Genomic DNA, 12,897 nt, shown 5'->3' on the forward strand with positions numbered 1-12,897 from the left:
TAATAAATGATTGATTTTATATGCATTAAATTTTTTTAGTCAAAGTTCAATTGCTTGCCTTTGAATCTTGGTTACTCACCAAAAACACTAATTTTTATTCTTGATGATAACCTCCGTGTTCGGAATAATTCTCCCGTCCCTAAAAATCTACTTCCTTAGATATTTTAGATTATTCATTAACTTAAATTGATATTGATAGTGGCGTTTTTTTGGGATGGGGAATAGGAAAGGAAAAAGTCGGGCGAAAGCTCGACTTTTTTTTTGGCTTTTATCCAATGAATAAAAGGCAAGTTCAATGAACACTGATTTAACCCGCAGTATTGAACAGGCGACAACAATCGATGAACTGGTACGCCAGTTTGAAGCCTTGCTCGCTGTCGATATTAGCGACACTCCAAAAGGCCACCAGCGCCTTAAGGCTAACCAACTAGCCAAAGATATTCTCGCCAAGTACAACGGCGACTACTCCAACGTTTCACCCGAAGATAAAGCAGCTCTGCGCGACTACACAGGTTTTGGCGGTATCGGTGGCTCCACCAACGAATACTACACGCCTAAATGGCTGGCGAGCGCGACTTGGGATGCAGTTCGTTCCTATGGCTTTGCTGGCGGCAGCGTACTTGAACCAAGTTCGGGCGTGGGCGTATTTAGCGAAACCAAACCTAAAGGCACCCTGACTACATCCGTAGAAATGGATCAGACCTCAGCGGCCATCAACCAAATTCTTCACCCCGAAGACCATGTAATCCAATCAGCATTCGAAGCGGTAGCAACTAATCCTGGCATTGGTGACTTTGACCTAGTGATCGGCAACCCGCCTTATGGTGTTCGAGACGCTAGCGCGATGAAAGACAAAGCGTACAAAGACATTAAGTACGCCGATCAGTATTTCGTTTCTCGTTCTATCGATAAAGCGAAAGCTGGTGGCTTGATTGCCCTAGTGCTTCCAACTCGTATTTGTGATGCGAAAAACCTTGAGAAGTGGCGTACACAACTCGCACTTAAAGCGGAGTTCTTGGGCGCGCACCGACTACCAACGGGCACGTTCGCTGATACGGGCGTAGTGACTGACCTTGTTATCTGGCGCAAACACAGCGACCAAGCGAAAGCGCTGATTGATAGCGCCGACCGTGACACGCTGATTGAATCTAACGTGCTTTGGGATACTTGGCTTAAAGGTAAGTGGTTCGAGCGCGAGGGTAAGAAATTCATCAACGGCGAACAGACTGTTGAGGGCGTAGGTAAGTTTGCGCGCAAAGTCGTGAAGCGTGGCAACCGTTCTAACGAGGATATTAAAGAGTCGCTAATGCGCCGCTTTGACAGTCGCATTGACTGGATGTTGCTCGATGAAGCGGTCAGCGAGCCAGTGAGCGCGAAATACTCCGAGGGCGACACGATTTTCCGCAATGGCCAGCAGTACGAAATGATTGATGGCGAATGGGAGTTATCTGAAAGCAACGCGCAAACAGGCGTTATCAGCAAGGCGACCTATGGCGTAGATAACACCGATGAGATCGGTTCTATCACCTACTCTACTGAATCGATGCTTAAGCTATCGGCCAGCCAAGCGCTCAAGCTTTTCGAAGATTACGGTTACTTGTGTCATGACGACTTTAAAGCCCTAATGCGCGAGATAGCCAAGCTGCCAAAAGCGAGCCAAGAACACGCTTATAAAGGCATTCTACTTGGCATGAAAGTTCAAACACTTGCAACGCTGGTTGCTGGTGGCCGAACCACAGCCAATAGCGACTTGGCCAACATGGCAATGGGCTCGGAGGACTTCCAGACCGAACAATATCGCGTGAAGTTAAGCGGCGAAGTGTTTGAGCTGAACGCACTAATGGGCGGCTCTAAGGTATCGAAGAAAGCGCTAAGCAACTTAAGCGAGAAGTACGTTTCTGCATGGAATTACTACCACTCATCGATCGATTCTAAGGGCAAACTGTCTGACCTACTCAAAGGCGACCTTAAGCGTGAGCTGACCGTTCAATACAGTTCGTCTCGCATTGGTGACGTGTTCCATCTATGCGACCGTGAACTAGGCATAACCACACTGACACTGCATGACGTTCGCACGTATTACACCGCAAGCGGTATCGATGCGATGAGCGATGAGCAGTTGCTTGATTACCTAGCGAACATGGATGAGGTAGCTGTAAACCCTGACGGCACGGTGACGGCATTCCATAAAGCGACGACTGGCCTAGTCGGCAAGCGCATGGATCAGCTGACCGCACAATTAGTATCGGCCACCAGCGATACCGTGAAAGCTAACATCATGCGCCAAATCCAAGCCATCGAATCTAAGCGAAACAAGATCTCGATTGCCGATGTGAAGATGAAGCTTACCGATAAGTGGATTCCTAAAAACATCATGCTTGAGTTCCTGCATGACCGTGGCTACACGGAATTTATCTTGGGCGACTTTACCGAGGATAAGGACGGCTTTGAGGATTTCGTACAAAGCGAATCCGGCCAATACCTCACTGGCTACCGTTGGCGTGATGGCGAATGGATTGATGGCCTAACTCGTAATGGCGTGAAAGGTAAAGCAGCGAACAGCGATGAGCGATTTGAGCGTCAAATTGAATCGTACATCAACTATGGTGCGGTTCGTGGCGGTAGTAAGAACGAAGATAAATCACTTATCCGTGAACAAATGCGCCGCCTCGATGATGAGTTTTCTACATGGATTGCATCATCTGACCATTCAGAATACTTGGAACAGGTTTACAACAATACGTTTAACGGTTGGATTAAACCGGAGTTCGATGACACTCCATTATCGCTAGATGGCGTATCTGGTGCGATTGAGTTCCTACCTTACCAAAACTCAACCATTCGCCGTCACAGTGCAGACGGTAACGGCATTATTGCCTTTGGTACTGGCTTGGGGAAAACGCTCACTGGCCTTGGCCTAGTGCAGTACAACCTAGAAACCAAACGCGCAAACCGTGTGGCCATCGTTGTTCCTAAATCAGTGCTAGAAAACTGGTTCTATGAGTCCGACCTGTTCTTTGGTGAAAGCAATCTATCTGACAAGGTATTTATCGGCCTTGAAGTTCACAAAGACGATGACGGAAAAATCATTCGGGAACCGGTATTAGATGAAACGGGCGAACCGAAGTTAGACAAGAAAGGCGATCCTATCTTGCGCGCCAAACTGACCGTAGACACAAACGGCAAGCGCGTAGCAGAACAGCTCCACCAGCTTACACAGTCAACCGCTCGCATCGTGGTAATGACAAAAGACGTGTACAACCGCATTCCATTGAAGCCGGACACGATTTCGGCCAACGTGCTTGAAATGCGCGATGCTGGTTTGATTGCTGGTTCAAGCAAGCTAGTTAAGGAAGCGGAAAGCCACACAGAGCAAGCAAAGAACGCACGCTTTGAAGCGAAATATGCTGACGATGGTACGGCCAAAAACGAAGAACTACCGTACTTTGAGGACTTGCTATTCGATTCGGTTATGGTCGATGAGGCGCATGATTTCCGTAACTCGTACAAGGGCGGCTCATACCGAAACAACCTGGCATTCTTGCCTAGCCAAGCGCAAGCCGATCGCGCTATCGATATGCAGCTTAAGAACAACGTCATTAAGGCGCGCAATGACGGTCGAGGCGTTTACTTCCTAACAGCTACGCCAACCGTAAACAGCCCTGTTGATATGTTCAATATGCTGTCCCACATCATTCCGGCAGATACGTTTGCCAAGATGGGGATCTTTGACAGCGACGACTTTATCCGCATGTTTGGTAAGACTGGCGAAGCGCTGGTTACTAAGATTTCGGGCGAAGTTGAACAGCGTGAAGCCCTACTCGGATTCCAAAACCTAGACGCACTTCGAAACATCGTTAACCGCTACATGACGATCGAGGATGCTAAATCCGTTGGTGCCAACGTTCACATTCCAGACCTGATTAGTCAGCAAAGCGTTGTCCAAATGAATAGCGAACAGGAAGCGCTATATGAGGAACTACGCCAGCGCGCTGATGCAATCAGCAATCCAGACAAAGACGAAAACCAAGAGATTGTCGAGCAATACCCTAACGACACGGTTTTCGGCCTGATCCGCAAGATGGACAAGGTAAGTACAGACCTTGATTTGTACTATGAGCGTGTTACCTACCGATTCGCCAAGGACAGCAAGAAAGAGGTTGAGGCGGCAGTAGCCAAGCTACCAAATACCGTCACGGTCGCCTTTGAGGACGTGGCACCAGACGGCACGGTTAAGCTAAGCAAAATCCAAGTTAAGGTTGATAAGAGCGTTAAGGTTGAGGGCGATCACTGCGTGGTTCAGCTCCACCAGCAACTTGATGACAGATTCACAAACATTTGTGACAAGGCCAAGTTGAAATTTACGCACCCTGTCTCTCCTAAGTACGCCAAGTTCCTTGAGAGCGCCCGCGAGATTTATCTGGCTGGCGGTAAGCAGCTTGTCTTTACCGAAGAAAAAACACAGCACAAGAAAGTCGCGCGAATCATTGCGGATTTTGTTGGTTGTAAGCTGTCTGAAATCGGCATTTTGAACAGCGATACCGTTGCGGGTAAGAAAGGCTCTAAAGCGACTGAGGACGATGAGGAAGCGGGTTTGGAAGCAATGGCCAATGCTTACAACACCTCGAAATACAAATTCATGATCCTCAATAAAAAAGGGGAAGTTGGCATCAACTTGCATCATGGCACAACCGATATTCACCACTTAACGCTACCTTGGACTCCAATGAGTATCACACAGCGTAATGGCCGTGGCGCGCGTGTTGGCTCTAAACAAAACAGCGTGAACGTTCACTACTACACGTCGAAAGGCTCATTCGATGATTTCCGCTTGGCCACAATCCAACGCAAAGCCACTTGGATTGAGACAATGTTCAAAGGTGATGACAAGTACATTGCGAACGCCGATGCAGACGCAGCTGACGAAACTGCAATCATGCTGGCAGCGAATCCAGAAGAAGCGAAAGCCCGTATCGAAGCGGCTAAGCGTCAAGCTGAGCGCAAGAGAAAATTAGAGGAACGCCGACTAGCAAGTATCAACGTTAGCAAGTACATCAAAGCCACCCAAATGCTTGCTTTGGATGTGAGTGCGGTTGAGGGCGAGCTGGCCGAACTACGCGAGAAGTTAGAGCCGCTACGCAAAGAGGTGGAAGAAGATCGCCTACGTGCAGAGGGCGAGAAGCGCGGCAGTTGGCAGCACAAAAACTACCAACGCACCAAGGGCAGACTGTTTGCCCTAGAAAGCCAAATCAAAACCTTTGAGGCAGCGATCAAAAACCGCGATAAGGCGAGCGACACCATTAAGAAACTGAAACCAGCAATGGAGCTGGCTATCAATGACGGTGTGCTAAAAGACTACCCTGACTTCCTAACTCATCCAGAGTTATACATTGTTCGCAACGGTGTGATTGTTCGTAATGGCTACACCTACAAAGCCGAAGTTAAGAGCCGTTCTTGGAGCGCCGAGTACGACTCAAAAGCAACAATAATGATCACCAACTTCGACCGTAAATCTGGCACGGTGGACGGCTTTATTACTGAAATGGACGGCGAACCAGCGTCACGCAACTATGTCGATCTACCTGTTGAGCGCATCATTGAAATTGCGCCAGTGAATCAGGATAGAGCAGCACTAGAAGCAAAAGCGCTCCAAGGTGTACCACTAAGTGAAGTCGCTCATACGTTTGACCGTGAGACGTTCTTTGAACTGGTCGCAGAGAAGAAAATGAAAGCCTACGGAAATAGCCGCCGTTGTTTGGTGCGTAATGCTGACGGCTCATTCTCTACGCCGTGGGGATTGGATGTTGAACCAGACCAAACGCTGATTTATCCAGATGCGAGCGATAAAGCGACCGCGAAAGCCCTACTCGACCAAGTGACCAAGCAATTGGAAGATAAAGGTCGCGTGATGTTGGAACACGACATTCTAAGTTTCTTTATCGGTAGCGATTGGGACAAACAGGCGATGGAAAACGGCAACCAAGTGAGCGAACAGGAAGTCGTTGAACTGGTGACACTTGAGATCAAAGCATTCGAGGAAAAACACCCTGAGCTTTATCAAGAGGCGCTACTCAAAGCGGAGACGACTTACAAAACGTCTATCACGTTCCTCAAAGAGCTAGATAACCATCTAAGCAATTTGAAATGGACAGGTTACACCAACGCACACGAAGCGCGCCGCCTATCGGCTCGTGAGTACACTCGTTACACCGATATTCTGACCGAACGTTCTAGCGAATACCGCACAGAGTTGGAAGATAAGCTATTCGCTGACTTCACTAAGCTGGTGGCCAACGACCCTGAACGTGCAAAACGTCTATCACAGATCGCGTACTGGATGACGCAATACAAGCCGACGACCGATACTCACTTGCTGAAAAAGGTCGATGCGATTTACGGCGAAAACTCACAAGAAACCATGCTTAAGGTATGCGCTGACCTACACGCTATTGGCGAACGTGAGTTCCTATCCGGTGACGGCCTAATCTTCTCGGATGACTGGTCATTGAATCGCATGAAAGGTGCGTATGGTTCGCTATTCACTTACCGCAGCGCACAGCGTGAGGAATTTATCGAGAAGTACCTAAATGCGGATAAGCCGGAAAAGGCCGAGGTTAAAGTGACCGAAACGCAGAAAGTGAAAATCGATAATATATCTGCCATTAACGTAGAGAGCATCGAGAAGTTTAGTGAACTAATGTCAGGCATTGGCATCGACGTTAAAATGGTGACTTCACCAATTAGCTGGAAGCCTAAGCGCGGTCGCAACCGAAAAGAGATTGTTGTGGAACCATACGAGCGCATTGGTTTGATGGACAACAACGGTCTTAAAGGTTCGCTTAAAGTGATGTTCGCTGGTGACAAGGAAGCCAAGGCCGAGTACGGCGCAGACTTCGCCTCGAACGCAAGCAGTGAGTTTAATGGCGGCTGGTGGTTTATCTCTGCTAAAGCGGATTTGGAATTGCTAGCGAAATCGCTATTAACCATTCACAACACAATGGCCGAAGCTGCCTAACTCAAATTTTCGCATGCGATAAGTTTTCGCATGCGAAAACTTTTTGGAGACAAAAATGATTACCCAAGTGAAATTGCCTACCGTTGAAGATCTACAGCCCCTACTCGATGAGGCGTTAGAAACAGCGCAAAGCAAAGAAGCATTTATCCAAGCTCAAGTAGATGGCATTTATAAAACACTTAAAGCCAATCCGCTCATGTACCGTCACTATGGCGCTTATTGGTGGGCGGTTAAATCGCTCATGGCTAAGCATGGTTATGACCTTGGCAGCGATTCAGAAGTGATCACAGAGCAACACTTCAATTTCGAAGACCCTGCGATTTTGTTGTGTGCTGCGTGGGCGTACCAGCAAGAGCAAGTTGATAAAGGCTACTGGCAAGCAAACCTACATACCTACTACGCCGATGATGAAGAATTTGAATATTCTATCGAGGACGTAAATCTCGAAGCGTGGAGTGTTAACAGCAAATCGATGCAGTAAGTTTTCGCATGCGAAAACTTTTTCTCATATACCCGTCATCTTTGGCGGGTATTTTTTTGCATGGAATTTAGTGGAGAGTTTTCGTATGCGAAAACTTTTGAGATAGAAAAAATAAACCCCGCCACTGAAAAAATGGCGGGGATTGCACGTTGAACAGATAAGCTTTGATGCAATCAATCCTACCCCTAATAGTTTTGTTGCCGCCTATCTGTAATTTAATGTATATGAAATAATTTTCATATTCAACAGGTTTTTAGATCTTTTTTATTAAAAACAACGATCTATGCAACTAGGTGCTTTTGTCTTCTTATGCCTGTTGACGCTGCTCTTTGTAACCTAGTTAAGTAATAGAATTGTCAAAAAGTTTTCGCATCCGAAAACACATGGAATCAATCTCACAATTTATCTGATGTTCTCGCATGCGAAAACTTGTGCAATCGGTTCTGTTTGTTCACTTTTTTGCTTGTGCTGTTGCTTCTGGCAACGTATAGTGTAACCCCGTTGCCAGTGACAACAATTAAGAGGCGTTGATATGGCATCCAAGGAACGATGCGAAAGACTAATTCAATTAGTCGAGAAAGCAGGAAGTACCAGAAAAGCCAAGCTGCTTATTGATGGCGTTAAGGGAGTAAGCCCTTGTCACACTGCCATCTACAAAGCCATGAATGGCGGCGGTACGACCGATTATGTGGTTCAGTGCTATATCGATGATCTTGAGACAGCACTGAGCAAACCAAAACAGCAAACAAACTCCACCAGCAAAGGAAATTAATTAATGAGCATTATCATGGCGATTGCCAACCAAAAAGGCGGCGTTGGTAAAACAACTTGTACTTACAACTTTGGCATTAGCATCGCTAATCAAGGCAATAAATGTCTATTCCTGGACTTTGACCCACAAAACAACTTAGGCGGTTCAATCGCACCGGAAATGGTCGAGAATCCAGAGTACACATCTGCGAGCTGCCTACACAACGCTTACAACCTTTTCGAAAATCCAGTAAAGGCTCAACCTTTCGAAGTCACCGAAAACGTACACGTTATTGGCGGCGATAAGCGCATGGGCAACATTACTCAATCACAAATCTTAAACGTGGCTGAGTCTATCGACCTTATCAAAGACGACTACGACTATATCTTTATCGACTGTCCACCAGCGGCGAACGCGCTACAGCATGCAGCGCTACTTGTGGCCAGCAAGCTACTTATCATTAGCCAAGCACAAAAAATGTCGATCAAAGGCGTTAATGAGCTGGTTAAGACCTCGCGCCAAATCCGTCGAATGAACCCTGACTTGGAAGTGTTAGGCATTGTCCTAAACCTTATTGAAGCCAACATTACAAACGACCAGCGCGAACAGGAAGCGGAACTTCGTAAAGAGTACGGCAACCTAGTTTTTGAAAACAAACTGATTAAAACAACGCGCGTAAGTGAAGCTCTAAACCAAGGCAAAGCACTGATTGAAACCAACCCTAAAGCGGCTGAGAAATTCGGCTTTACAGCGGTTTGTGATGAGCTTTGCAAGCGCATGGTAGAGGTGACAGCATGACCAAAAGCTTAAGAGATCGAATCAAGCTTAGCGACCTAGATAATCTCTTGGATGAATCAGCGGTAGAAATCCGCGATGCAGCGAAAGTGCTGGCTATCCCTAAAGACTCTTTGTATTCAGTTGAGCAAGTTCGTGAAGAATTTAACGATGAATCACTACTTGAGTTATGCGAAAGCCTAGAAGAGAACGGCCAAATTCAACCTGTCGTTGTTTACCCGTTCGATGGCAAGGGATACAAAATCCAAGAGGGTGAACGCCGTTGGCGCGCCGCTATGTTGAGCGATAAGCTGACTCACGTTGAATGTATTATCCGTGAAAAGGGTGATATTTTTGGCCAGCTCATTGAAAACATCCAACGTGAAGATTTAACGGCAATCGAATTGGGTAAGGCGTTTGACCAAGCTAAGAAAAAGCACAATCTTGATAACCGTGGCTTAGCTAAGCGCCTTGGCAAATCAGACGGCTACATTTCGAAATACCTAAATGTGCTTAAAGCCCCTGACTTTGTTTTGGAAGCATTCAAAAAAGGAATTATTGGTGATGTTGAGTCCATCAACGAACTACGCAAAGCCAGCATCGATAACTCTGAGCGCGTTCGTGAAGCACTGGAAAGCGGTGAGAAGCTAACGCGCCAAGATTGTGTAAAACTGCGCACTGGCGAGCTAGATAGCAAGGTGGAAGTTGCACCTCAACCTAGCGAACCCGAGAAAGCAGAAAAGACCGATAAGACACCAGTAAGCAAAAAGCCTACGGCAAACCAAAAGCCTACGGCAAACCAAAAGCCTACCAGCATTTGTGTCATGGTTAATGGCCGTCATGGTTTGGTGTTCGCATCTGGTAAGCATAGCGACAAGCTAACGGTACTGTTTGATGATGGCGAACTTGAGCAAGTGCCAGTTGGTGAAGCTCAATTAGTTGGGTATCGTGTGTAAAGTTCTCGCATGCGAAAACTTTTAAAGCGGGTGGCTAATTAGCTGCCCGTTTTTCGTTAGGACGTAATACCCGCCATCACGGTAGACACCAACCACATAGTGATCGAGTGGCACGTCTTGCCAGCCAAATAGCCCTAGTTCGTCATCGCAATAAGCGACGATATTCACCAGCTTTACCTTTTGGACATGCAGTAGATAGATATTATCTAGCGCCCCTTTAAATGGTCTGTAGATATACTCGCCATCTTTCCTTAAAGCGGGGATCTCATTCCCTGCGACTGAATGGCCATCGGCAACGCCGTCTTCGTTTATGTCGATTAGCCCGTAGTGATAACGATGCCTGATAGTAAACATCCCCTACTCCCAAATGCAAAAACGCCAGATTTGACAATTAAATCTGGCGTTTTTGTGTGTCTATAAAGGTTGTATAGGCAGTATATGCCAAGAACTAATTTATAGCATGCCTCGAAGCGTTTGCAAGTTCGTCCAGTTGCACACTGGACTCGAACATAAAGCCTGTTTGTACCCCCTCGTTTTCCAGCTCTTGATTTACACGCCCAAGAATATCAATAAGCGATGCACCACCCCCGCCAAACATATCCCCGAGCGCTTGGCCTTGGTGAAGCAATTCACTATTGATTGCCTCGGCCATTGCCTTAAATGCCAGTGTCATGCGTTTTGCGCTTCGGTTGTTAGCAGCAATGAATCTCGCCAGCGCTTCGGCCTCGGGATCGTTGTCGCCAAACAAACCGGACTGAGCCAATAGCTCATCGATGTGTTGACCGGAATCTTTGGCCTGTCTTACCAGCTCGGTTGCTTGCACCAGTGAGTCAAGTGCTGACTTAGCGAGGTCAGGTTGTGAGGCGTTAATTTCCACGGCTTCTGCCAGTGTTCCAGACGTGTTTTTATGCACCTCCCCGCTAAGGTATTGCATCTCAACAAACGCGCTTGCTGCGGCGTTTAGCGCGCTCAAAATGTTGCGAATTTCGGGATCGGCTTCCTCGGCTACCAGCTTCACCAACTTCTCGTTTTTGTACGCCTTGGCAAACACGGCATTTTGCATGCGCTCAATCAGTTGCTTGGTTGGTCGGCCATCTTCGGTAAGTAGTCCGGCGGTTGAGTTATCACAATTTCAGTTAAGAAACTGTTTATAAATCCTTGGTTAGAGTTGGCCAAAAGGTTTCCTGTTTCGCTCGGTTGGAACAGAGCAATCATGCGGTCATCGATGCGCTCTGCGTCAACCCAAGCTGTCTCGGCTGCGCTCATTTGTTGCAAGTCAGAGAGGTTGGAATCTCGGGCAAACTTAGCACGGTTAACTTTGGTGACACGTTCTCGAACCAACACTGGCTCGCGCATGCTTTCAACTTTCTCCGGTGATAGGTCGAAGCGCTCCGCATTGTCGATTAGGAACTGGCGGTACTTTTCAGCTTTGCCCTCTCTATACGCTTTGATGATAGCGATGGTTCGACCGTTCCCCGACTCCACCACATTGTCCGAGCCGACAATCGGTGCGCCGTGGCTAGATAGTCCAGAATCCGTTAATTGTTGTGGGCGCAAATCGTTGGCCATTTTTGAGATCTGCAATTTTGAGGATACGCGAGTACGGTCGCGCGGTTGCAGTTCTTGCGGGAAGTTCGGATTGATTCGACCGTCTAAGTCGTTCGATGGAATAAGGTCGCTGGCTTCCACGACTTTAAATCCTGTTTCTACTTCGTCGCCTTTTGCTGTCACAACGTAGCTGGTGCGACCTAGCTTGGGTTTTGGATTGTCTGTTGCGTACAGTTGAACAATCTCGGCTAGGTCATTGATGTTTTTCGCCTCTTTGATTTCGGCGCTAATTGATGTGAGTTGGTTCAATTTGACCGCTCCGGTTGGAGTGGCGAGTTTTCGCATGCGAAAACTTTTGGGACAGGGAAACGGATCAAAGGCTCTTAAGCAATGCGAAAAGCGCCTTGGCGTAGTTTTGACGTTCGCTGGCTGCTAGTGCAAGGTTTAAAGATTGCTTGTAGTAATAGTCTGCTCGGATTTTAGTGAAAACATTCATTGTTTTTTCTCAAGTTCTCTGAAAAGTTTTCGCATGCGAAAACTATATCGAACGAGATTCTTTAAAGTTCTCGCATGCGAAAAGTATATAGAATGTCATGTTTTAAAGTTCTCGCATGCGAAAACATCCGTGTCTTTCGCGCTCCATGCAAAAAAGTTCTCGCATGCGAAAACTTAAGCGGCCAGTTTGTCAGGATTGTGCTCGAACCATTCAATCGCTTTTTGCTTGATGCTATCTAGCTCCAAGCCCTCTGAGTGAACGTCTCGCATTACATCAACAAACAACGATGGCTTGGCTGTATTAAACTCCCCTGCAAGGAATCTCGCAACTAGCTCGCTTTGCTCAACTGGACGTTCGCAATTGTCGCGCTCATTCTGCTCGATGTGCTTCGTAAGGGTTTTGATAGCCTTGTTACGGTCAGCGCGCGACCAGCTACCAAAGCCACCATTTTTCTTGGCTGAACCCGCATCGTTTTTCCAGTAGTCCAAACCGCGCGCGATATGCCCTTTGTAGCCAAACTGGAAGTTTTCGCCATCCTTGTACACAACGTAGTTATCGCCCTTTTCAACCACTTGGTAGTTAGGGAAAAACGCCATTTCGTATTCGTACCAGTTAGGCAGAAATAGCACTTCATTGAGCTTTTCAATCTTATCGGAGCGGCCTAACTTGGAAAATTCTTCTACCGATATTGGCTCATCCGAACTTGATACCGGTTCCTGCTCAACCTTTTGGTTAGCGCCAGTCAGTTTATTAAGAATTTCCACCAGCTCACGGTTCTTTTTGATGCGTTCACCAATCGATAGCTGGCCACTCTTAAGCTCTTTCAACAAACCCGCAGCATCGCGGTTGAGCGTCATTTTTTCTCTTAAGCTTAAC

At 47.1% G+C, this 12,897-nt stretch carries 7 protein-coding genes and 1 pseudogene; 5 read left to right on the forward strand and 3 right to left on the reverse strand.

Annotation, left to right across the window (positions count from 1 at the left end; translation table 11 throughout):
- Positions 1–295 precede the first annotated feature (295 nt).
- The 5 genes from CBX98_RS20215 to CBX98_RS20235 all read left to right on the forward strand — a co-directional run bounded on the left by CBX98_RS20215 (position 296) and on the right by CBX98_RS20235 (position 9,977).
- On the forward strand, positions 296–7,015 hold the full coding sequence (locus CBX98_RS20215) for an SNF2-related protein (protein ID WP_109170128.1): 6,720 nt from the start codon (positions 296–298) through the stop codon (positions 7,013–7,015).
- Positions 7,016–7,070: 55 nt separating this feature from the next.
- Positions 7,071–7,496, forward strand: coding sequence for a hypothetical protein (locus CBX98_RS20220; RefSeq protein WP_109170129.1), 426 nt, complete (start codon positions 7,071–7,073; stop codon positions 7,494–7,496).
- A 532-nt stretch (positions 7,497–8,028) separates the two neighbouring features.
- Positions 8,029–8,268, forward strand: a complete 240-nt coding sequence (locus CBX98_RS20225) for a hypothetical protein (RefSeq protein WP_109170130.1) — start codon at positions 8,029–8,031, stop codon at positions 8,266–8,268.
- Between the two features lie 3 nt (positions 8,269–8,271).
- Positions 8,272–9,045, forward strand: a complete 774-nt coding sequence (locus CBX98_RS20230; RefSeq protein WP_109170131.1) for a ParA family protein — start codon at positions 8,272–8,274, stop codon at positions 9,043–9,045.
- Positions 9,042–9,977 carry a ParB/RepB/Spo0J family partition protein gene (locus tag CBX98_RS20235; RefSeq protein ID WP_109170132.1) on the forward strand — a complete coding sequence of 312 codons (936 nt, stop codon included), beginning with the start codon at positions 9,042–9,044 and terminating at the stop codon, positions 9,975–9,977. Before CBX98_RS20230 ends, CBX98_RS20235 begins: the two co-directional genes overlap by 4 nt.
- Positions 9,978–9,998: 21 nt before the next feature.
- On the opposite strand, the gene CBX98_RS20240 is transcribed toward CBX98_RS20235, so the two are convergent.
- The 3 genes and pseudogenes from CBX98_RS20240 to CBX98_RS20250 all read right to left on the reverse strand — a co-directional run bounded on the left by CBX98_RS20240 (position 9,999) and on the right by CBX98_RS20250 (position 12,878).
- Positions 9,999–10,331: a hypothetical protein gene (locus tag CBX98_RS20240; protein ID WP_079878982.1), complete on the reverse strand. Its 333-nt coding sequence runs from the start codon at positions 10,329–10,331 to the stop codon at positions 9,999–10,001.
- Positions 10,332–10,476: 145 nt separating this feature from the next.
- Positions 10,477–11,870 (reverse strand): annotated as a pseudogene (locus CBX98_RS20245) (hypothetical protein); the annotation flags it as partial.
- A gap of 324 nt (positions 11,871–12,194) precedes the next feature.
- Positions 12,195–12,878, reverse strand: coding sequence for a hypothetical protein (locus tag CBX98_RS20250; protein ID WP_109170133.1), 684 nt, complete (start codon positions 12,876–12,878; stop codon positions 12,195–12,197).
- Positions 12,879–12,897 lie beyond the last annotated feature (19 nt).

It is taken from the genome of Vibrio sp. T9 (assembly GCF_003123985.1).
GTDB classification, from domain to species: Bacteria; Pseudomonadota; Gammaproteobacteria; order Enterobacterales; family Vibrionaceae; genus Vibrio; species Vibrio diabolicus.

Excerpts from the sequence above, each read along its gene's own strand:
- CBX98_RS20250 (WP_109170133.1), bottom strand. The coding sequence starts at position 12,878 with ATGACGCTCAACCGCGATGCTGCGGGTTTGTTGAAAGAGCTTAAGAGT.
- CBX98_RS20215 (WP_109170128.1), top strand. The coding sequence starts at position 296 with ATGAACACTGATTTAACCCGCAGTATTGAACAGGCGACAACAATCGAT.
- CBX98_RS20240 (WP_079878982.1), bottom strand. The coding sequence starts at position 10,331 with ATGTTTACTATCAGGCATCGTTATCACTACGGGCTAATCGACATAAAC.
- CBX98_RS20220 (WP_109170129.1), top strand. The coding sequence starts at position 7,071 with ATGATTACCCAAGTGAAATTGCCTACCGTTGAAGATCTACAGCCCCTA.
- CBX98_RS20225 (WP_109170130.1), top strand. The coding sequence starts at position 8,029 with ATGGCATCCAAGGAACGATGCGAAAGACTAATTCAATTAGTCGAGAAA.
- CBX98_RS20235 (WP_109170132.1), top strand. The coding sequence starts at position 9,042 with ATGACCAAAAGCTTAAGAGATCGAATCAAGCTTAGCGACCTAGATAAT.
- CBX98_RS20230 (WP_109170131.1), top strand. The coding sequence starts at position 8,272 with ATGAGCATTATCATGGCGATTGCCAACCAAAAAGGCGGCGTTGGTAAA.